This is a genomic window from Dickeya ananatis (genome assembly GCF_019464615.1).
Classification (GTDB): Bacteria; Pseudomonadota; Gammaproteobacteria; order Enterobacterales; family Enterobacteriaceae; genus Dickeya; species Dickeya oryzae.
Window position 1 is genome coordinate 3,065,715 of sequence record NZ_CP040816.1, and the last position, 22,200, is coordinate 3,087,914.

Here is a 22,200-nt window from a genome sequence, read left to right on the forward strand (position 1 = left end):
GCCTCCCTGCTATCGCTATAGCCACACTCGGCCAGGGCGCACTCAAGTATTTGCCGGATAACAGTAATCTTAATTACCTGTAAAAAAAGGCACATCATACCATGATGCGCCTTATATCTTACCTTACCCATCACGCTGAGTCAGGTAGTGTTTGGACTGGAAGACCGTCCCAACTCAGAATTTGCTACTTAATCATCAATTCACTGCATCTTTCAGTGCTTTACCAGCACGGAAACCGGGTACTTTAGCAGCCGGAATACTGATTTCTTTGCCAGTCTGCGGGTTACGCCCGGTGCGCGCAGCACGTTCACGCACGGAAAACGTACCAAAACCAACCAAAGCGACGTCATCTCCGGCTTTCAGAGATTCGGTAACAGACCCAATAATTGCATCCAACACACGCCCTGCTGCCGCTTTGGAAATATCAGCATCTGCGGCAATTTTGTCGATCAATTGTGACTTGTTCACACTCTCATCCCCTCTGAAATACTGTCATTGCGCCAGAGCCCCCAGCGCAACACGTAGCTTTATCTATTCAGTCAAACCGCAGGCTACCAGCCAACAGGATCAACAGTGCTCTAACTTAGCGGCACGAAAAAAGGCTGGCAAGCACCATTTCACTTACCAGCCCTTATTTTCTCAGTGGTTTTTGCTATAGGTCACTATTTCTTCTTAGCCGTCTTTACCACATCCATACCGTAAGGCGAGTTCTGCAAAGCAATAGTCAGCACTTCCTCAATGCGTTTTACCGGATGAATCTCCAGATCGGCAATCACATTCTGTGGAATCTCTTCCAGATCGCGCTTGTTCTCTTCCGGAATCAGCACGGTCTTGATACCCCCACGATGCGCCGCCAGCAGCTTCTCTTTTAACCCACCAATTGGCAGCACCAGCCCACGCAGGGTAATTTCACCGGTCATCGCCACATCTGCGCGTACCGGATTACCCGTCAGGCAAGATACCAGTGCGGTACACATCGCAATACCGGCGCTCGGGCCATCTTTCGGTGTCGCCCCTTCCGGTACATGCACATGGATATCGCGTTTTTCATAAAAGTCGGAATTGATACCCAGTTTTTCCGCTCTGGCGCGCACCACGGTCAGTGCAGCCTGAATGGACTCCTGCATTACCTCGCCCAGCGAGCCGGTATACGTCAGTTTGCCTTTGCCCGGTACGCTAGCGGTCTCGATCGTCAGCAGATCACCACCTACCTCCGTCCAGGCAAGACCGGTTACCTGACCAACACGGTTCTCTTCATCTGCCCGGCCGTAATCGTAGCGCTGTACGCCAAGATACTCTTTCAGGTTATCGCCGGTGATGAGGATGTGCTTGATGGCTTTATCCATCATGAGCGATTTCACCGCCTTACGGCACAGTTTGGAGATTTCACGCTCCAGACTACGCACCCCGGCTTCACGGGTGTAATAGCGGATGATGCCGATGATGGCACTATCTTCAACCGTCAGCTCGCCTTTTTTCAGAGCATTACGTTCAATTTGCTTGGGCAGCAAGTGCTGACGCGCAATATTGAGTTTTTCATCCTCGGTATAGCCAGACAGTCGGATCACTTCCATACGATCCAGCAGCGGTGCCGGAATGTTCATGGAGTTAGACGTCGCCACGAACATCACATCGGACAGGTCATAATCCACTTCCAGATAATGATCGTTAAATGCCACGTTCTGTTCTGGATCCAGCACCTCCAGCAAAGCAGAAGCCGGGTCGCCACGCATGTCGGAAGACATCTTGTCGATTTCATCCAGCAGGAATAATGGGTTTTTTACGCCCACCTTCGCCATCTTCTGGATCAGTTTGCCCGGCATCGAGCCGATATAAGTACGGCGGTGACCACGGATTTCCGCTTCATCACGTACGCCGCCGAGCGCCATACGGACATACTTGCGCCCGGTGGCTTTGGCAATAGACTGACCCAGAGAGGTTTTACCTACCCCCGGCGGCCCCACCAGACACAGGATCGGCCCTCTTATCTTGCTCACACGGCTCTGTACTGCGAGATATTCGAGGATTCGCTCTTTGACACGCTCCAGACCATAGTGGTCGCTGTCGAGCATTTCCTGGGCTTTCACCAGATCTTTCTTCACCTTGCTGCGTGCCTGCCACGGCACCTGCACCATCCAGTCGATGTAGCTGCGAACCACGGTCGCTTCCGCCGACATCGGTGACATCATGCGCAGTTTCTGCAATTCCGCTTCCGCTTTCTCGCGGGCCTCTTTCGGCATGTTGGCGGATTCAATCTTACGTTTCAGCGCCTCCTGCTCGTCAGGCGCATCATCCATTTCTCCCAGCTCTTTCTGGATGGCCTTCATCTGCTCATTTAGGTAATACTCGCGCTGGCTTTTTTCCATCTGTTTTTTAACGCGACTACGGATCCGTTTTTCCACCTGTAGCAGATCAATTTCGGACTCCATCATCGCCATCAGGTATTCCAGACGCTCGGTCACGTCGGACATTTCCAACACGGATTGCTTGTCCGCCAGCTTCAGCGGCATGTGTGCAGCAATGGTGTCGGCAAGACGCGCCGCATCATCAATACTATTAAGTGATGTTAATACTTCAGGAGGAATTTTCTTGTTCAGCTTGATGTAGCCTTCAAACTGATTGATGGCCGTACGCATGAGCACTTCCTGCTCACGCTCTTCAATTGCCGGCGACTCCAGGTATTCCGCCTGGGCCGCAAAATGCTCCCCGCTATCAGAGAGAGTGGTGATGCGCGCGCGCTGCAACCCTTCCACCAGCACTTTAACGGTGCCGTCGGGTAATTTCAGCATTTGAAGAATAGAGGCGACCGTCCCTACCGAGAAAAGATCGTTAACACCAGGCTCATCCGTTGAGGCTTCTTTCTGTGCCACCAGCATGATCTTTTTGTCGTGATCCATAGCCGCTTCAAGGCACCGAATTGATTTCTCCCGACCAACAAACAACGGAATGACCATGTGCGGATAAACCACCACATCGCGCAACGGCAATACGGGGATTTCTATGCGTTCGGAACGCTCAGGGTTCATAGAGCTCTCTCTTAGTTTCGTTTCCGCCAGGTTAAGGGAATCCGTGGAACACGTGCATCACGGGTTTCACCTATAGGTAATCGAGTATATGGGGATAAATGTCTTACATTCAACGACTGAACGTGTGTAAAAAAAAATGGGGGACTAAATTCCCCCATTTTATCGTTCAGTGTTGTTTTTTAGGCTAATTATTCACCAGATGCCTGCTGGGCTTCTGGCTTACCGTAAATCAGCAACGGTTCGGTCTGCTCTGAAATGACAGACTCATCAACCACCACTTTATCCACGTTTTCCAGTGAAGGCAGATCGTACATCGTTTCCAGCAGTGCCGCTTCGACGATAGAACGCAGGCCACGTGCACCGGTTTTACGTGCCATCGCTTTTTTCGCAATGGCGGTCAACGCCTCGTCACGGAACTCCAGCTCAGCACCTTCCAGTTTGAAAAGCGCCTGATACTGCTTGGTCAACGCATTTTTCGGTTCGCGAAGAATCTGGATCAATGCTTCTTCATCCAGCTCTTTCAGCGTAGCGACCACCGGCAAACGGCCGATAAATTCAGGAATAAGACCAAACTTGATCAAATCACCCGGTTCAACCTGACTCAGCAGTTCGCCCTCGCTCGCTTTCTGGGACACGCCTTTCACTGTCGCGTTAAAACCAATACCGCGGCCGGTATCGGTACGCAGCTCAATGACCTTGTCCAACCCGGCAAATGCACCGCCACAAATAAACAGGATTTTGGAGGTATCAACCTGCAAGAACTCCTGCTGCGGATGCTTACGGCCACCTTGCGGCGGGACAGCGGCGATCGTCCCTTCAATCAACTTCAGCAATGCCTGCTGAACACCTTCACCGGACACATCACGCGTGATGGACGGGTTGTCGGACTTGCGGGAAATCTTGTCGATTTCATCGATATAGACGATACCACGCTGCGCTTTCTGTACGTCGTAATCGCACTTTTGCAGCAACTTCTGAATGATATTCTCGACGTCTTCACCCACATAACCGGCTTCAGTCAGCGTCGTCGCGTCAGCCATGGTGAAAGGGACATCCAGGAAACGGGCCAGCGTTTCCGCCAACAACGTTTTCCCGCTACCTGTCGGGCCAATCAGCAGAATGTTACTTTTGCCAAGCTCAACACCATTGTTGCTATCGCCATTGCGCAGGCGTTTATAGTGGTTGTAGACGGCAACCGCCAATACCTTTTTCGCCTGCTCCTGACCAATAACATAGTCATCAAGATGACGGCGGATTTCGTGTGGCGTCGGTAACGCGCTGCGCTCACGGTGTGGCGCTACTTCTTTAATTTCTTCGCGAATAATGTCGTTACACAAGTCAACACATTCATCGCAGATATACACTGACGGCCCGGCAATGAGCTTACGAACCTCGTGTTGGCTTTTGCCGCAGAAAGAACAGTACAGCAGCTTCCCTGAACCGTCTTTGCGCTTATCTGTCATGAGTCAAACCTCTTCTTTAGTCTCTTGCCCGCAGGCCAACCACATAGCAATCGCGCCACAACAAACACCAGCCGGCTTATCACAACGGCCGACAACCCGCGTCATCGGGCTATTTCGCATCAATGGCGTTATTCACGATGGGTCAATACAGAATCCACTAACCCGTACTCTACTGCCTCTGCGGCAGAGAGGAAACGGTCACGCTCCGTATCCCTTTCTATCACGTCAAGAGACTGACCGGTATGCTTGGCCATCAGCTCATTCATCCGGGCTTTCACCTTGAGGATCTCTTTGGCATGAATCTCAATATCCGTCGCCTGCCCCTGGAATCCCCCCAACGGCTGGTGGATCATCACCCGGGAGTTCGGCAGACAGAAGCGTTTGCCTTTTGTACCGGCGGTCAACAGGAAAGCCCCCATTGACGCGGCCTGCCCCATACAGATGGTGCTGACGTCCGGTTTAATAAACTGCATGGTGTCGTAAATCGACATACCGGCAGTAATTACGCCACCCGGAGAGTTAATGTACAAATAGATATCTTTCTCGGGGTTCTCAGCTTCCAGAAATAGCATCTGCGCCACAATCAGGTTAGCCATATGATCTTCAACCTGACCGGTCAGAAAGATCACACGCTCCTTCAGGAGCCGGGAATAGATATCGTAAGAACGCTCCCCACGCGAAGTCTGCTCAACCACCATCGGCACCAGAGCCATGTGCGGGGCCAGTTTTTCTTGTTCGCCACTGTATGACATTAACGTCTCCTAGATAAAATGCACTTGGCGCATATACCCTGATTCTACTTGAGATAGAAAGTGATGACCATGCTAAGACACGCAGTTAGCCATCTCTGTATTGCCGGAATCAGGCCAATTTCCCTGACGATGCGATCTACGCAGTTATTTAACCAGTTGGGGACCGATGCATCCTTTTTCAAGATTACACCAGTGATTCATTTCGGTTAAAGCGATATCCTGCGCCGAAAGCAGATCGAATGACGCCCTGATTAATCGTTATTAATCATAGTGCAGATTTGGCAGGAGCTGACAGCACGCCCAACGGTTTACTGTACCAGGAAGGAAAAAGCCCACAGCACAGGCTGCGGGCTTTGTAGAAACGATATCAGGTAAAAATCGTAATCAGGCAGCGGTCGTCTGATTCATCAGCTCATTGAAGCTCACTGATTTTTCTACCACTTTCGCTTTGGACAACAGCGCTTCGATCGCCTGCTCTTCCAGAGCGACGTTACGCATGTTGTTCATCATTTCTTTGTTTTTCTTGTAGTACTCAACCACTTCACGCGGATCTTCATACGCGGAGGCGATTTCGTCGATCAATGCGTTAACGCGATCTTCGTCAGCTTTCAGCTCGTGGGACTCAATCACTTCGCCCAGCAGCAAACCAACAACGACACGGCGTTTAGCTTGTTCTTCGAACAGTTCACGCGGCAGTTCCAGAGCCTGCTTCTCGTTACCGCCGAAACGCTGAGCCGCCTGACGACGCAGTACGTCGACTTCCCCGTCGATCAATGCAGCCGGTACGTCAATTTCATTGGCTTTAACCAGACCGTCGATAACCTGAGACTTCACGCGATTACGGATAGCGCCTTTCAGTTCACGCTCCATGTTTTTGCGTACTTCCGCGCGCAGGCCATCAACAGAACCGTCTTCAACGCCAAAACGTTTGATGAAATCAGCGGTCAGTTCCGGCAGTTCACGCTCTTCCACTTTCTTCAGAACGATAACGAACTTAGCGTCCTGACCTTTCAGGTTTTCAGCGTGGTAATCTTCCGGGAATTTCACATCGATAGTGAATTCATCACCGGCTTTGTGACCGACGATGCCGTCTTCAAAACCTGGGATCATACGACCCTGCCCCATGGCCAGTACGAAATCAGATGCTTTGCCACCTTCGAACTCTTCACCGCCAACAGAACCGGTGAAATCGATGGTTACACGGTCTTCAGCCGCTGCAGCGCGATCAGTGTCTTTCCAGGTCGCCTGCTGTTTGCGCAGGGTGTCCAGCATGCCGTCAACGTCAGCGTCAGACACGTCTACCAGCGGTTTTTCAACTTCGATAGAGTCCAGGCCTTTCAGCTCAACTTCCGGATAAACTTCGAACTCTACCGAGTAGGTGAAATCGCCACCGACCTGGTATTCGCCCGGAACATAGTTCGGTGCGCCAGCCGGATTGATTTTTTCTTTGATGATGGCATCAACAAAGTGACGCTGCATCAGATCGCCCAGTACATCCTGACGGACGGAAGCGCCATAGCGCTGTTCAACAATTTTCGCCGGCACTTTGCCTTTGCGGAAACCGTCGATACGAACTTTTTTAGCCACACTGACCAGTTCGCTCTTAACGGCATTCTCAATGCTGTCAGCAGCAACAGTAATCGTTACGCGGCGCCCAAGGCCTTGAGTGGTTTCAACTGAAACTTGCATCTTGTTACCTCAAAAAATCACAGTTCTCGGTCAACCTCAGAGGCCGTTTTCATAAAGCGCCCTGGGGCAACCTTGCTGATCACAGTCTCACAGAACCAGAACGGCCACTTTAGCGGACCCGTTCCCTATAGTCAGAAGCGTCCCGAATACATTCCGGAAAATAAGACGCGGCATTATAGCGGCATCAATAGACCGAGTCGAGGAGAGTAACCAGACTATTGACAGAGGACTTTCACACTTTTCACCTGTCCCTGCCCAGTATTACCACCTTTATTACCGCAATGTCCTCAACCGGTGATGCACCAGCGGGTATACACACACCGTCATGCACATCTTCACAGAAGCAGAGAAACACTTGATTTCAGCGGTCTAACCCCGCGCCGCCGCAAGGCGGGGAAGACGGCACCGCCATTTGTAAATCAAGCCACTCCTGGGGAGTATAGGTATGCAACGCCAACGCATGAACCGGGCCTGCCAGTTCATCAGCCAATACGCGATAAATCGCACGATGACGGCCGATGACACGCTCCCCCGAGAAATGCTCACTGACAAGCACCACTTTGAAATGGCTTTCCGAACCAGCAGGTACATTATGGCGATAACTTTCATTAATCACTTCAATATGTTGCGGTTCAAATTCAGTACGCAACTTAGCTTCTATCGTTTCGCGAATCATAGGGTGACCTTTTTCAGGTATCAGTGAAATTGCTCTCGACAAAGCGGCCTTTATTACTGACTGCACGCTTATCCACTTCAATTTCAGTCATTTTTTGATTATTAATGGGAATTATCGCTAGTCTGGGTTTGTGGCAGCAGGTGCACTCTATCTCGCCATCTCGCCGAAATGCATCTCGCCGAAATGCCAGTCATCGGTGCCAGACAGCCTTCACGTCAAACACAATGGAAAAAAATGATGCAAGCTCAGCAGGATACTGGCCACTTTCTGCTCTTTCCCTTGTCCAAGACGATGATATGATACCGAACTATATTTATCCGCCAACCACCGTTTTATGACGAGAAGACACACATGTTAAAAAAATTCATTTTCCCGTTGTTCGCCGCACTCGTGCTGGCAGGATGCGCCAGTAAAAGCAACACGCTGGATGTCACCCCGAAAATTGCCCTGCCGTCACAGGATCCAACCCTGATGGGGGTGACTATCAGCATTAATGGCGCAGACCAACGTGCCGACCAGTCACTGGCCAGAGTCAATCGTGACGGCCAACTGATCACGCTGATGCCATCGCGCGACCTGCGGTTCCTGTTGCAGGAAGTGTTGGAGAAACAGATGTCTGCCCGTGGTTACATGATAGGCACTGGCGGACCGGTGGCACTGCAAGTGGTGGTTAACAAGCTGTATGCGGATGTTTCCGAAGGGAACCTGCGCTACAACATTACCACCCGTGCTGATATTTCTATCATCGCACAAGCCGCCAACGGTAATAAGCAAATCAAGAACTACCGTGCCAGCTATAATGTACAAGGCGCGCTTACCGCCACTAACAGCAAGATTACCGAGTCGGTCAATCAGGTGCTGAGCGATGTCATCAGTGATATGGCTCAGGACACCAGCATCAGTACCTTCATCAAAACCAACTCCCGGTAACGGTTTATTCCGCCTCACCTCCCTTGCCCCTCCCAGGGCAAGGGAAAAGGACCTCGCATGCTCAGCCGCTTTTTCTCGCTTTTCCGTGAACGCAACAGTGTCATTCTTCTGATTTTGGGGTTCGCCTCTGGTTTACCACTGGCCTTGACCTCCGGTACGTTGCAGGCGTGGATGACGGTGGAAAACGTGGACCTGAAAACCATCGGGTTCTTTTCTCTGGTGGGGCAGGCGTATGTCTTCAAGTTTTTGTGGTCACCACTGATGGATCGCTACACGCCGCCGTTTATGGGGCGTCGGCGTGGCTGGCTGCTGGTCACACAGTTGTTGCTGGTAGCCACCATCATCGCCATCGGCACGGTAGATCCATCGCATCATTTATGGTGGCTGGCGCTACTGGCGGTCATCATCGCATTCTGTTCCGCCTCACAGGACATTGTGTTTGATGCGTATAAAACCGATTTGTTGCCGCCAGAAGAACGTGGCAGCGGCGCAGCGATTTCTGTTTTGGGTTATCGCCTGGCGATGCTGGTTTCCGGCGGGTTGGCATTATGGATAGCCGATCGTTTTCTCGGCTGGCATGCCACCTACTGGCTAATGGCCGGTCTTTTATTACTGTGCACACTGGCAACCTGGCTGTCGCCGGAGCCAGCCGTGAGCGAACCGGCCCCTCGCTCGCTGGAGCAGGCGGTATTAGCGCCACTGAAAGATTTTTTCGGCCGCGATAATGCCTGGCTAATTTTACTGCTGATTGTGTTGTACAAACTGGGGGATGCGTTTGCCGTCAGCCTCAGCACCCCTTTTTTAATTCGCGGAGTCGGCTTCAATCCGGGCGATGTCGGGTTGGTCAATAAGACACTGGGCTTGTTCGCCACCATTATCGGCGCGCTGTACGGCGGTGTGTTGATGCAGCGCTGGACGTTATTTCGGTCATTGATGCTGTTCGGCCTGCTGCAGGCAGTCTCGAATGCCGGTTACTGGCTGCTAGCCATCACCGATAAACACCTGTTCACCATGGCCTGCGCGGTGTTCCTGGAAAACCTGTGTGGTGGCATGGGGACAGCCGCGTTTGTGGCGCTATTAATGACGCTTTGTAACAAATCATTTTCCGCCACCCAGTTCGCCTTGTTGTCCGCACTGTCGGCTGTGGGGCGGGTTTATGTCGGTCCTATTGCTGGCTGGTTTGTAGAACTGTATGGGTGGGCCTGGTTTTATCTGTTTTCCATCATCATCGCTATCCCAGGACTCCTTCTGCTGAATATCTGTCGTTCATCATTAGAACAAGTGCAATCAGGTGGCGAATTTTTGCGTCGTAACGCCTACCCACACCTTTATCTATTGGCGTCCCGTCTGTTCTTCATCGGTTGTATTGTGTTTGTCGGTGGCTTGCTTGTCTGGGGCATGCTGGGATTGGGCTGGCTGCAGAGCGAATTTTCCAAAAACATACTGATGGCGGCAGGCGCAACAGGAGCAGCAATGGCGATTTTGCTAGGTGCTCTGCTTGATTACCTGTCCTTACAGCGCCGGTAAACCTGACAACACAAAGCGATGACGTGTAAACACGGTTATGTACTGCCTCATACGTTCATCTGTCAGGATAAGGCAGGGGCAATCGCCTACTTCATCGCCTGAGGCAGGTAAGCGATATCGCTAAAAAACACACCCTCATTATCTATGATCACTTTATTAAATTATTTTTCTCTCCAGACATACGGCAAAAAACATTTATTTCGTTGTCTTTAATAAATCCTGTCGCCCACATTAATTTACGCAACGTTACAGAAACAAAATATTAACGCCAAGATAAAATAATATTCAGGAAGAGTTGTAATTCCTGAAAAGCGATACATACTTTTTCTGTAGGCGGTTTACCCACTGTTTTTAAAAGTAATTTTGTAAAATGTAGCTCACGTGTGACAGGTCAGGCAAAATTTGTAAACAGCGGACTGACATCTCTTTAATGATGTTTACAGTGCGGTAACCTTCCCGTAAAATGCCCGCTCGCGTGAAATGACAATAGAGCCCTTGTAATTGAGGTCGCTAGATGAGACTCAGGAAATACAATAAAATTTTTGGGATGTTGTCTTTAATCGCCACCACACTGCTTCTTAGTGGTTGCGATATGGCATTGATGAACCCCAAAGGACAAGTCGGGTTAGAGCAACGTTCGTTGATACTGACAGCACTCGGTTTGATGCTGATCGTTGTTATCCCGGTGATCATTATGACGATTGCCTTCGCCTGGAAGTTCAGAGCCTCCAACGAAAAAGCGAAGTACACGCCAAACTGGTCGCACTCAAACAAAATCGAAGCCGTTGTCTGGACGGTCCCTATCATCATTATCCTCATCCTTGGGACGATCACCTGGAAAACTACCCATTCGCTTGATCCGTATAAGCCTCTGGATTCCACGGTCAAACCCATTAATGTTGAAGTGGTGTCTCTTGATTGGAAATGGTTGTTCATTTACCCGGATCTTGGCATCGCCACGGTCAATGAACTGGCATTCCCGACCAATGTTCCGGTCAATTTCAAGATTACATCCGACACGGTGATGAACTCCTTCTTTATCCCGCGTCTTGGTGGTCAGATCTACGCCATGGCCGGCATGCAAACCCAGTTGCACTTGATCGCCAACGAGCCCGGTAAATACGACGGTATCTCTGGCGGTTACAGTGGCCAAGGGTTCTCTGGCATGAAGTTCACCGCCATTGCGACCCCGGATCAGCAAGCCTTTGACCAATGGGTTGAGAATGTACGCAAGTCATCCAAAACGCTGAGCACGATGAATGACTTTAACAAACTGGCACAGCCTACCGAGTACCATCCGGTAGAGTACTACTCTCAGGTACAACCTGATTTGTTCCGCCAGATCATTACCAAATTCATTGGCAACAACATGAACATGCAGCATGGTGCTGAAGGCGAGCCTAAAAAAGAAGAAGGCATGCAGAATCACCAGGGCATGAACATGAGCGAGCACTCCTCTCATTAAAGGAGTCGAGGGATAAACGATGTTCGGAAAATTAACTCTTGATGCGATCCCCTACCATGAGCCGATTATCATGGTCACGGTGGCGGCAATCATTGTAGGTGGATTGGCGCTGCTGGCTGCCGTTACCTATTTCGGTAAATGGAAATGGCTGTGGTCCGAGTGGTTCACCTCTGTGGACCATAAGAAAATCGGTATCATGTACATCATCGTCGGCTTGGTGATGATGCTGCGTGGCTTTGCTGATGCCGTGATGATGCGTGGTCAGCAAGTGCTGGCTTCCGCTGGTGAAGCGGGTTTCCTTACCCCTCACCACTATGACCAGATCTTCACCGCGCATGGCGTTATCATGATTTTCTTCGTGGCAACGCCGTTTGTCGTCGGTCTGATGAACCTGGCGGTGCCTTTGCAGATCGGCGCACGTGATGTGGCCTTCCCCTTCCTGAACTCACTGAGCTTCTGGCTGTTTGTTGCCGGCGTTATCCTGATCAACCTGTCGTTGGGTATCGGGGAATTCGCCCAGACCGGTTGGGTAGCCTATCCGCCGTTGTCGGGTAAGGAGTACAGTCCTGGTGTGGGGGTAGACTACTGGATATGGAGTCTCCAGATTTCCGGTGTTGGTACGACGCTGACTGGTGTTAACTTCTTTGCCACCATCATGAAAATGCGCGCGCCTGGCATGACCCTGATGAAAATGCCGGTGTTTACCTGGACGGCGCTGTGCACCAACATACTGATTATTGCTGCGTTTCCGATTCTGACGGTGACCATTGCGCTACTGACGCTGGACCGTTACCTCGGCACCCATTTCTTTACCAATGACATGGGTGGCAACATGATGATGTACATCAACCTGATTTGGGCCTGGGGCCATCCGGAAGTGTACATCCTGGTGCTACCGGTTTTCGGTATTTACTCCGAAGTGGTGGCAACCTTCTGTAAAAAACGCTTGTTTGGCTATACCTCACTGGTATGGGCAACCATCGCGATTACCGTCCTGTCGTTCATCGTTTGGCTGCACCACTTCTTTACCATGGGTTCTGGAGCCAACGTCAACGCCTTCTTCGGTATAGCGACGATGATTATTTCAATCCCGACCGGGGTTAAAATCTTCAACTGGCTGTTCACCATGTACCAAGGGCGCATTCAACCGCATTCTGCCATGCTGTGGACCACCGGTTTCATCATCACCTTCTCCATCGGTGGTATGACTGGGGTACTGCTGGCCGTTCCGGGCGCAAACTTTGTACTGCATAACAGTCTGTTCCTGATCGCTCACTTCCATAACGTGATCATCGGCGGCGTGGTATTTGGCTGCTTTGCCGGTATCACTTACTGGTTCCCGAAAGCATTTGGCTTCAAGCTGAATGAAACCTGGGGTAAACGCGCCTTCTGGTTCTGGATCATTGGCTTCTTCGTTGCCTTTATGCCGCTGTACGCACTGGGCTTCATGGGGATGACGCGTCGTCTGAGCCAGCAGATCAACCCGGAATTCCACCCGCTGCTGGTGGTCGCTTCCGTCGGTGCCGGTCTGATTGCACTCGGCGTGCTGTGCCAGATTATCCAGTTTGCCGTCAGTATCCGCGACCGCGATCAAAACCGCGATCTGACTGGCGACCCGTGGGATGCTCGCACGCTGGAATGGGCAACATCTTCACCACCGCCGTTCTATAACTTCGCCATCGTGCCGCATATTCAGGAGCGCGACGCGTTCTGGGAAATGAAGGAAAAAGGTGAAGCCTATCGCAAACCGGCACAGTATGAAGAAATTCATATGCCGAGAAATACCGGTGCGGGCGTAATCATCTCCGCATTCAGCCTGGTATTTGGTTTTGCGATGATCTGGTACATCTGGTGGCTGGCGATCATCGGTTTTGTGGGCATGATTGTAACCTGGATAGCCCACAGCTTTAATCAGGACGTGGACTACTACGTGCCGGTTAACGAGGTCGAACACATCGAAAATCAAAACTTCGATAAACTCAGCAAGGCAGGTGTGAAAAATGTCCACTGATACGTTAACTCATCACAACACAGCCCATGCCGAGCATGGGCACCACGACACCGGTTCCAATAAGGTTTTCGGTTTCTGGATCTACCTGATGAGCGACTGCATCCTGTTTGGGATGTTGTTCGCCACCTACTCCGTTCTGGTGAACGGTACCGCTGGCGGCCCAACGGGCAAAGAACTGTTCGATCTGAAGTTCGTGCTGGTGGAAACCTTCGCACTGCTGTTTAGTAGTATTACTTACGGCATGGCGATGATTGCCATGAACAAAGGTAACAAGAGCCAGGTTAACGCCTGGCTGGGTCTGACCTTCCTGTTCGGACTGGTGTTTATCGGGATGGAAGTCTATGAATTCCACCACCTGATCGTAGAAGGTGCAGGCCCTGACCGCAGTGCATTCCTGTCTTCCTTCTTCGCGCTGGTTGGTACTCACGGTATCCACGTGACTTCAGGCCTTATCTGGATCGCCATCATGATGACTCAGGTAACGAAATATGGCCTGACCAGCACGAACAAAACCCGTCTGATGTGCCTGAGCTTGTTCTGGCACTTCCTTGATGTGGTATGGATTTGTGTCTTCACTGTTGTTTATCTGATGGGGGCGATGTAATGAGTCATTCCACACACGATCATGCAGGCGCCAGCCACGGTAGCGTGAAGTCCTATCTGATTGGTTTCGTCCTGTCCATCATCCTGACCGTCATTCCATTCGGTCTGGTGATGAATGGTTCGGCGTCCCATAGCGCCATTCTGTTAACCGTGCTGGGTTGCGCTGTTATCCAGATCCTGGTTCATCTGGTGTACTTCCTGCATCTCAACACCTCATCAGAAGAGCGCTGGAATCTGGTAGCCATCGTGTTTACCGCCCTGATTATCGCAATTGTGGTGGTGGGATCCATTTGGATCATGATGAACGCGCACCACAATATGATGATTCAGTAACCGAGCCTTTTACATGATGATTAAGCAATACCTGCAGGTCACCAAACCCGGCATTATTTTTGGCAACCTGATTTCCGTTATCGGTGGATTTTTACTGGCAGCCAAAGGCACCATTAACTATCCACTGTTTGTCGCGACCCTGATCGGGGTATCGCTGGTTGTTGCATCTGGTTGCGTCTTTAACAACGTTATCGATCGTGACATCGACAAAAAAATGGAGAGGACCAAGAATCGGGCTCTGGTTAAGGGGCTGATTCCGCTTAAAAATACGCTGGTTTATGCTTCGCTGTTAGGTATTGCTGGCTTCGCGTTACTGTATCTTGCGGCAAATCCGCTGGCCATGTGGCTGGCGGTGATGGGGTTTGTGGTATATGTCGGTGTTTACAGTCTGTACATGAAGCGCCATTCGGTTTATGGCACGTTGATTGGCAGTCTGTCCGGTGCAGCACCGCCGGTTATCGGCTACTGCGCTGTGAGTAATCAGTTTGATGCTGGTGCACTCATCCTGCTGCTGATTTTCAGTTTGTGGCAGATGCCACACTCTTACGCCATTGCGATTTTCCGCTTCAAAGATTATCAGGCGGCGAATATTCCGGTGTTACCGGTCGTCAAAGGCATTTCAGTCGCGAAGCACCATATTACGCTGTATATCCTGGCGTTTATGATTGCCACATTGATGCTATCGCTGGGCGGTTATGCTGGTTACAAATACCTGGTGGTGGCCGCGGCGGTCAGCGTCTGGTGGCTTGGCATGGCGTTATCCGGCTACAAACGTCCGAACGACGATCGTGCCTGGGCCAAAAAGCTGTTCTTGTTCTCTATTGTCGCGATTACGTCATTGAGCGTCATGATGTCAGTCGATTCCATGACACCGATGCAGGACACGCTGCTGACCTACCTGCACTGATCTCATCAGTCTATACGACCTATACGACCAGACAGACGGGCTTGCCCGTCTGTTTTTTTATCTCCCCTCCCCTGCTTTGCCAAATACGGAAACAAACCCGTCGTTTACGCCTTCTGGCACGGACACTAAAATAGCGCTGATAAATTATCAGAGGTAGCAATGAACGATAATCGCATGACCCCGATTGAACAGCGGGCAACATGGGGACTGGGTCTGGTTTTTTCACTTCGCATGCTCGGCATGTTTATGGTGCTCCCGGTACTCACCACCTACGGTATGGCTCTGCAGGGCGCCAGCGAGTCACTGATTGGCATTGCCATCGGTATTTATGGCTTGATGCAGGCGGTTTTTCAAATCCCATTCGGGCTCATGTCTGACCGTATTGGTCGCAAACCGCTCATTGTTGGCGGCTTACTGATATTTGTGCTGGGTAGTGTCATCGCCGCACTCAGCCATTCCATTTGGGGGATTATTCTGGGTCGTGCTTTGCAGGGCTCCGGGGCGATTTCTGCTGCGGTCATGGCGCTGCTGTCAGACTTAACTCGTGAACAAAACCGCACCAAAGCTATGGCGTTTATTGGTGTCAGCTTCGGCATTACGTTTGCTATCGCCATGGTAGTCGGCCCGATTGTTACCCATGCGTTAGGGCTGAATGCGCTGTTTTGGGGAATTGCGCTGCTGGCACTGCTGGCTGTCGTCATCACGCTGGCAGTCATTCCCTCTGCCCCTTACCATGTGCTTAACCGTGAATCTGCCATCGTGCGTGGCGGTGTCGCCAAAGTGCTGGCCAATCCTCGCCTGTTAAAACTCAACTTCAGCATCATGTGCCTGCACATTCTGCTGATGTCGAGCTTTGTCGCTTTACCGAGAGTCATGGAACAAGCAGGTCTGGCGCCGCAGGACCACTGGAAAGTCTATCTGACCACGATGCTGATATCGTTCGCGGCCGTGGTGCCATTCGTCATCTATGCAGAAGTAAAACGCCGCATGAAGCAGGTGTTCGTTGTTTGCGTGATGATAATCATTGCCGCAGAGCTGGTTTTGCTGCAAGCAGGCAACCATGCACTGTGGCAACTCTTTATCGGTATTCAGTTGTTCTTTCTGGGCTTCAATGTCATGGAAGCATTGTTGCCATCCCTTATCAGCAAAGAGTCGCCAGCAGGCTACAAAGGTACTGCCATGGGGGTTTATTCCACCACCCAATTTATGGGGGTAGCGATTGGCGGTAGTCTTGGCGGCGCGCTGTATGACCTGCATGGCGCGTCACTGGTATTCAGTGTGGGCGCATTGCTGGGGGTAGTCTGGTTATTGATCAGCGTCACCATGCAGGAACCACCGTATCTGAGTAGCCTGCGCATTACCCTACCGGATGAAGCGCTACGTGATACTAAGCTGTCCGATAAACTGCAGCAGCATCCTGGTGTGGCAGATGTGGTGATAGTACCGGACGAACTTAGCGCCTATGTGAAAATTGATCGCAGCAAAACCAATCGGCAGCAGTTGGAACAGCTCATCGGTCAGACGGCTGGCTAACCTTGCCTGAGAGGCTAACCGCCCATAGAAGAACAACCGTCATGCCGTCAATGAGGCCCCCCAAACCACCTCGTCGATTAAAAAACCAAAGGCACCATTTCGGTGCCTTTAAATATTTAGCGTATCACTGCCAGATCAGCAGCCAGTTTAATCACGGAAGTTGTTAAACTGAAAAGGTTGCCCCAAATCAGCACCACGCACCAGCGCAATCACACCTTGCAGATCATCGCGGGATTTCCCGGTGACGCGGACCTGTTCACCCTGGATCTGGGCCTGCACTTTGAGCTTGCTGTCTTTAATCAGTTTAACGATTTTCTTCGCCAGCGTAGTTTCAATGCCTTGCTTGAGCTTCGCTTCCACACTGTAGGTTTTGCCACTGTGTTCCATCTCTTCAGGGATATCCAGCGAACCGCCCTCAATTCCGCGCTTTGCCAGCTTTTCCCTTATGATTTCAATCAATTGCTTAACCTGAAAATCTGATTCGCTGGTCGCCTTGATGGTTTGTGCTTTTTCATTCAGCTCAAAGCTGGCAGGCACATTACGAAAATCCCAGCGAGTACCCAGTTCACGGGTCGCGTTTTCCACCGCATTGCGGACTTCCTGCATATCGATTTCCGAAACAATATCGAAAGATGGCATAATTTTTTCTCCTGACAATAGCTGCCGAGCATGATAACCGCTCACGCCCAATAAGCAAACTTCACCGACCTTACCGTCTTCGTGGCGACAAGCAGCGGCAGACAGCAGCAGAATACTTTATGATAGGCAGGAAAGATGATAGGTCGGAAAGATGACAGTCCGGACAGACACAAGCTGGCCCGATAAAGGAAAGTGTGGATGAAAATTACCGTTCTTGGCTGTGGCGCCATCGGTCAACTCTGGCTTAATGCGTTACATCAGCAAGGGCATGATGTACAAGGCTGGTTGCGTATTCCGCAAGTCTCCTGCCAGATTAACGTTACGATGCTCAGCGGTGAGCGTTGTAACCTTAATCTGGCAGCCAACAACGCAGAACATCTGGCGCAAAGTGAATTACTGCTGGTCACGCTAAAGGCGTGGCAAGTCTCCGATGCGCTTGTCACCCTGCTTCCTCGGCTACGTCCCGACTGTACTATTTTATTGTTGCATAACGGAATGGGGACCTGGGAAGAACTGCCGCCAATCAGCCAACCGTTGTTATTAGGTGTCACCACACATGCTGCGCGGCGTGACGTCTCAACAGTGGTACACGTCGCGGCAGGCGTAACCCACATCGGTTCGCTTGGACGTACCACACACCGCGAGGAAGAACAAAGCCAGTTGGCTGAAACACTGCATCAGGCGCTGCCTGACGTTGCCTGGCACAATCATATTGCGGCAACCTGCTGGCTGAAACTGGCCGCCAATTGCGTCATCAATCCGCTGACCGTGCAGTATCAGTGTACCAACGGCGAATTACAGGCTTATCCGGAAAGAATAGCCACACTCTGCCAGGAAGTGGCGCTGGTCATGGACCGCGAAGGCTTCCACACCTCGTCGGAGAGCCTGCTACTTTATGTGAATCAAATCATTCAGAACACGGCGGCTAACACATCGTCAATGCGTCAGGACGTGCTGGCGCAGCGTCATACGGAAATCGACTACATCACCGGTTACCTGCTGCGTCGCGCTCGCGCCCACGGACTCGCCCTGCCGGAAAACAACCGCCTGTTCGACTATATCAAACGAAAGGAGAATGAATATGACCGCCTCGGTTCTGGTCTGTCTGGCGCCTGGTAGCGAAGAAATCGAAGCCGTGACCACCATCGACCTGCTGGTCAGGGCGGGGATCCGCGTCACCACGGCCAGCGTCGCGAGCGATGGCAACACAGAGATCACCTGTTCCCGTGGTGTGAAACTGCTTGCTGATGCGCCGCTGGTCGCCGTCGCCGATCATGACTTTGATGCCGTCGTGTTACCCGGTGGTCTGCAAGGTGCTGAGTGTTTTCGTGACAGCCCGTTGCTGGTTGAACGCCTGCGCCAAACCCATCAGGAAGGAAAAATCGTCGCGGCGATCTGCGCTTCACCTGCCGTAGTGCTGGAGCATCACCACTTGTTTCCTGTCGGCAATATGACCGGTTACCCCACACTGAAAGAGCAGATTTCACCAGAAAAATGGCTGGAAAAACGGGTGGTATTCGACCCACGCGTCAATCTGCTGACCAGTCAGGGTCCGGGGACCAGTATCGACTTCGCGCTGAAGCTTATCGATCTGTTACTGGGTAAGAGCAAAGCCGCAGAAATCGCTGCACAACTGGTTCTGCCGCCGGGGATCTACAATTATCAGGACCCAGCCTGATCTGCCGTACAAAAACAAAAAGCGCCGGATGATGGCGCTTTTTGCTGGCAGCGAACGCAGGACCTTGCCTCAGGGACGATAGACCTTAACGTTATTGAACCCCTGCTCACGCAGGTACAACGCCTGCAAACGGCTCATCACCCCACGCTCGCAATACAACAGATAGGTTTTACTCTGATCCAAATCGCCGAACTGTGTCCCCAGTTTATAGAACGGCAGCGATTTTACCTCAACGTGCTCCACTGCCAACGGGTGTTCATCCTGCTCATCGGGTGAGCGAATATCCAGCAGAATATCGCTTACGGCAAAGGCATCGACAGTTTCCACTTCGGTTACCGTCTGCTGAGTTTGTTCAGCAATCTCGCGGATGTCGATGTTGCGCGCCTGCGACACGACGCGGTCGAGAATCGCGAAATCAAACAGACTTTCTTCGTGCTCGATTTTGGCTTTCACCGCCTTCACCGTCGGGCTTTTGGAGATCACGCCGCAATACTCAGGCATGGTTTTGGCAAAATCTTCCGTACCCAGCTCCCGCGCCAGACGAATAATGTGTTCTTTGTCGTGAGAGATCAGCGGCCGCAGGATAAGGGTGTCCGAGGCGTTATCAATCAGACGCAGGTTGGTCAGCGTCTGGCTGGATACCTGCCCCAGCGCTTCGCCGGTGACCAGCGCTTGCACGCCATACCGTTCGGCAATCTGCGACGCGGCACGCACCATCATGCGCTTGAGTACCACGCCCATTTGGCCGTCGTCCACCTTTTCCAGGATTTCACCGACTACCGGCTCGAAATCAATCGCGACAAAACGCACCCGGTGTGAACTGCCAAATCGGTTCCACAGATAATGCGCGACCTGACGTACGCCGATTTCGTGCGCTGCCCCACCAAGATTGAAGAAGCAGTAGTGAACCCGGCAGCCACGACGCATCAGCATATAGCTGGAAACACCGGAGTCGAACCCGCCAGAAATCAGCGACAACACATCTTCCTGGGTACCGATCGGGAAACCACCGATGCCTTCATAGCGGCCTTTGATCAGCAACAGGCGATCCTGGTCAATTTCCAAATGCACCGTGACCTGAGGCGCAGTCAGGTTAACCCGTGCGCTCTCAATATGCTGATTCAACCCGCCGCCGACATAACGCTCCACATCCTGAGAGCTGAAATCGTGTTTACCACGACGTTTCACCCGCACACAGAATGTCTTCCCTTCCAGTTGATCACGGTAAGTGGCCAACGTTTGTTCAAAAATATGGTGGATATCGGTATAGGCGCAGTCTTCCACCTCAAGGATATGATGAATGCCGGGGATACGTGTCAACGCATCACGTATTACCACGCGCTGACTTTCTTCTTTGGCACGAACCTCGATATGATCCCAGTGACGGACAACCGCCAGCGTTTCATCATACTGTTTTAAAACGTTACGAATGTTACCGGTAAGGATTTTTATAAAGCGCAACCGCACAGATTGGCTTTTGATGGTGATTTCCGGGAACAATTTAATGATAAACTTCATGGCGGCTATCGTTAGTTAATTCTGAAGGCGTGAAACACGGGTACGCGGACAACACGCGGGTACCCTGAGCGCTAAAGTTACGTTATTGGTAAAACTATCCCGAACCGGGTAGCGTTACCAATAGCATCCAGGGCGCGGAGTATACCACCATATTGCGGTAAGCTGCGCAGATTAAGCGCATAATTGCGCACCATAAGGGCGCTTACCGTGACAATCCGGTGGCGTCGGCGCCGACAGGCGCGTATAAACAGGATCCGGAAACGAATATGCCGAAAAAAACTGAACAACCCGTCAGCTTTGAAAGCTCACTCGCCGAACTGGAACAGATTGTGTCGCGTCTGGAGTCGGGCGAGCTTCCATTGGAAGAGGCATTGAATGCCTTTGAACAGGGTGTCCAGCTTGCACGTCAGGGACAAGTAAAATTGCAGCAGGCTGAACAGCGCGTTCAGATTCTGCTCAATGACGATCCCGATACCGCCCTGACACCTTTTACGCCGGATAATGAGCCGTTATGACAGATTTTCTCAAGCAGCTTGCAGCGCATCATCAGCGTATCGACGCCGCACTTAACCATTTCATTTCCAGCCTGCCTTTTCAGAGTAGTCCACTGGTGGAAGCGATGGCGCATGGCGCACTGTTGGGGGGCAAGCGGCTACGACCGTTTCTGGTTTATACCACCGGCCAGTTATTCGCGGTCTCGCCAGACAGCCTTGATGCACCGGCGGCGGCTGTTGAATGTATTCACGCCTATTCTCTGATCCACGATGACTTACCCGCCATGGACGATGACGATCTACGGCGCGGGCAGCCAACCTGCCATGTCAGGTTTGGCGAAGATAAGGCGATTTTGGCAGGTGATGCCCTGCAAACGCTGGCGTTTTCCATTCTGGCTGACGCCCCGATGCCACAGGTCAGCGACCGCGACCGACTGGCGATGATCTCCGAACTGGCCAGCGCCAGTGGCGTGGCAGGCATGTGCGGCGGTCAGGCGCTGGATCTGGAAGCGGAAGGCCATCAGGTCGATTTGCAAACACTGGAACGTATCCATCGCCACAAAACCGGGGCGCTGATTCGTGCTTCGGTACGGTTGGGTGCTCTGGCTGCCGGTGAGCGTGGGCGTCTTGCTCTGCCTTACCTTGATCGTTATGCCAACGCGATCGGCCTGGCCTTTCAGGTGCAAGACGATATTCTCGATGTGATTGGCGATAGCGCCACTACCGGCAAACGCCAGGGTGCTGACCAACAACTCGGTAAAAGCACCTACCCGGCGTTACTGGGTCTGGAGCAAGCCAAACAAAAAGCCCAGGAATTGTGCAAAGAATCACTCTCGGCACTGAATGAACTGGAAGACACGCTGGACAAGCCCGCAGCTGTTGCTCCACTGCGAGCGCTGGCGAGCTATGTCGTTGAACGCGATAAATAATTTTAATACCAATACCGCTTGATGAGT

General features: G+C 51.7%; 20 protein-coding genes. 12 read left to right on the forward strand and 8 right to left on the reverse strand.

Translation table 11 applies throughout. The features are described 5' to 3' along the window. Positions 1–195 precede the first annotated feature (195 nt). The 6 genes from hupB to bolA form a co-directional block, all read right to left on the reverse strand. Entirely contained in the window at positions 196–468 is a 273-nt protein-coding gene (gene hupB, locus FGI04_RS13515) for a nucleoid-associated protein HU-beta (RefSeq protein WP_342699439.1), read from the reverse strand. A 194-nt stretch (positions 469–662) separates the two neighbouring features. Then, positions 663–3,026, reverse strand: coding sequence for an endopeptidase La (gene lon, locus FGI04_RS13520; RefSeq protein ID WP_012883762.1), 2,364 nt, complete (start codon positions 3,024–3,026; stop codon positions 663–665). A gap of 188 nt (positions 3,027–3,214) precedes the next feature. Then, on the reverse strand, positions 3,215–4,489 hold the full coding sequence (gene clpX, locus FGI04_RS13525; protein WP_407336861.1) for an ATP-dependent protease ATP-binding subunit ClpX: 1,275 nt from the start codon (positions 4,487–4,489) through the stop codon (positions 3,215–3,217). 128 nt (positions 4,490–4,617) lie between these two features. Then, entirely contained in the window at positions 4,618–5,241 is a 624-nt protein-coding gene (gene clpP, locus FGI04_RS13530; protein WP_016942074.1) for an ATP-dependent Clp endopeptidase proteolytic subunit ClpP, read from the reverse strand. Positions 5,242–5,625: 384 nt separating this feature from the next. Then, positions 5,626–6,930: a trigger factor gene (gene tig / locus FGI04_RS13535; RefSeq protein ID WP_168365131.1), complete on the reverse strand. Its 1,305-nt coding sequence runs from the start codon at positions 6,928–6,930 to the stop codon at positions 5,626–5,628. 361 nt (positions 6,931–7,291) lie between these two features. Next, positions 7,292–7,606, reverse strand: coding sequence for a transcriptional regulator BolA (gene bolA / locus FGI04_RS13540; protein WP_407273094.1), 315 nt, complete (start codon positions 7,604–7,606; stop codon positions 7,292–7,294). Between the two features lie 351 nt (positions 7,607–7,957). Between bolA and FGI04_RS13545 the strand changes: the two genes are divergently transcribed. The 8 genes from FGI04_RS13545 to FGI04_RS13580 all read left to right on the forward strand — a co-directional run bounded on the left by FGI04_RS13545 (position 7,958) and on the right by FGI04_RS13580 (position 16,915). Beyond that, positions 7,958–8,536 carry a lipoprotein gene (locus FGI04_RS13545; RefSeq protein ID WP_012883757.1) on the forward strand — a complete coding sequence of 193 codons (579 nt, stop codon included), beginning with the start codon at positions 7,958–7,960 and terminating at the stop codon, positions 8,534–8,536. 57 nt (positions 8,537–8,593) lie between these two features. Beyond that, positions 8,594–10,063, forward strand: coding sequence for a muropeptide MFS transporter AmpG (gene ampG, locus FGI04_RS13550; protein ID WP_407321023.1), 1,470 nt, complete (start codon positions 8,594–8,596; stop codon positions 10,061–10,063). 514 nt (positions 10,064–10,577) lie between these two features. Beyond that, on the forward strand, positions 10,578–11,528 hold the full coding sequence (gene cyoA / locus FGI04_RS13555) for a cytochrome o ubiquinol oxidase subunit II (protein WP_016942079.1): 951 nt from the start codon (positions 10,578–10,580) through the stop codon (positions 11,526–11,528). Between the two features lie 19 nt (positions 11,529–11,547). Continuing rightward, positions 11,548–13,539, forward strand: a complete 1,992-nt coding sequence (gene cyoB, locus FGI04_RS13560; protein WP_342699436.1) for a cytochrome o ubiquinol oxidase subunit I — start codon at positions 11,548–11,550, stop codon at positions 13,537–13,539. Next, a complete protein-coding gene (locus FGI04_RS13565) occupies positions 13,529–14,143 on the forward strand; it encodes a cytochrome o ubiquinol oxidase subunit III (protein ID WP_038903671.1) in 615 nt (204 codons plus the stop codon). The genes cyoB and FGI04_RS13565 overlap by 11 nt, the downstream gene beginning before the upstream one ends. Further along, positions 14,143–14,475 carry a cytochrome o ubiquinol oxidase subunit IV gene (locus FGI04_RS13570; protein WP_016942081.1) on the forward strand — a complete coding sequence of 111 codons (333 nt, stop codon included), beginning with the start codon at positions 14,143–14,145 and terminating at the stop codon, positions 14,473–14,475. The genes FGI04_RS13565 and FGI04_RS13570 overlap by 1 nt, the downstream gene beginning before the upstream one ends. 16 nt (positions 14,476–14,491) lie before the next feature. Next, positions 14,492–15,382: a heme o synthase gene (gene cyoE / locus FGI04_RS13575; protein WP_023639160.1), complete on the forward strand. Its 891-nt coding sequence runs from the start codon at positions 14,492–14,494 to the stop codon at positions 15,380–15,382. Between the two features lie 159 nt (positions 15,383–15,541). Next, a complete protein-coding gene (locus tag FGI04_RS13580) occupies positions 15,542–16,915 on the forward strand; it encodes an MFS transporter (protein ID WP_407336862.1) in 1,374 nt (457 codons plus the stop codon). Positions 16,916–17,062: 147 nt separating this feature from the next. Here FGI04_RS13580 and FGI04_RS13585 read toward each other — a convergent pair whose 3' ends face one another. After that, a complete protein-coding gene (locus tag FGI04_RS13585; RefSeq protein ID WP_342699434.1) occupies positions 17,063–17,554 on the reverse strand; it encodes a YajQ family cyclic di-GMP-binding protein in 492 nt (163 codons plus the stop codon). A 198-nt stretch (positions 17,555–17,752) separates the two neighbouring features. Between FGI04_RS13585 and panE the strand changes: the two genes are divergently transcribed. Next, positions 17,753–18,673 carry a 2-dehydropantoate 2-reductase gene (gene panE / locus FGI04_RS13590; protein ID WP_342699433.1) on the forward strand — a complete coding sequence of 307 codons (921 nt, stop codon included), beginning with the start codon at positions 17,753–17,755 and terminating at the stop codon, positions 18,671–18,673. Then, entirely contained in the window at positions 18,636–19,232 is a 597-nt protein-coding gene (yajL, locus tag FGI04_RS13595) for a protein deglycase YajL (RefSeq protein ID WP_407336864.1), read from the forward strand. Before panE ends, yajL begins: the two co-directional genes overlap by 38 nt. Positions 19,233–19,301: 69 nt before the next feature. Here yajL and thiI read toward each other — a convergent pair whose 3' ends face one another. Beyond that, the gene (thiI, locus tag FGI04_RS13600; RefSeq protein ID WP_407273091.1) at positions 19,302–20,750 is read right to left on the reverse strand and encodes a tRNA uracil 4-sulfurtransferase ThiI; all 1,449 of its coding nucleotides are present in this window, start codon (positions 20,748–20,750) and stop codon (positions 19,302–19,304) included. Positions 20,751–21,016: 266 nt separating this feature from the next. Between thiI and xseB the strand changes: the two genes are divergently transcribed. Further along, a complete protein-coding gene (gene xseB, locus FGI04_RS13605; protein ID WP_012883745.1) occupies positions 21,017–21,265 on the forward strand; it encodes an exodeoxyribonuclease VII small subunit in 249 nt (82 codons plus the stop codon). After that, a complete protein-coding gene (gene ispA, locus FGI04_RS13610; protein ID WP_407336865.1) occupies positions 21,262–22,173 on the forward strand; it encodes a (2E,6E)-farnesyl diphosphate synthase in 912 nt (303 codons plus the stop codon). The genes xseB and ispA overlap by 4 nt, the downstream gene beginning before the upstream one ends. Positions 22,174–22,200 lie beyond the last annotated feature (27 nt).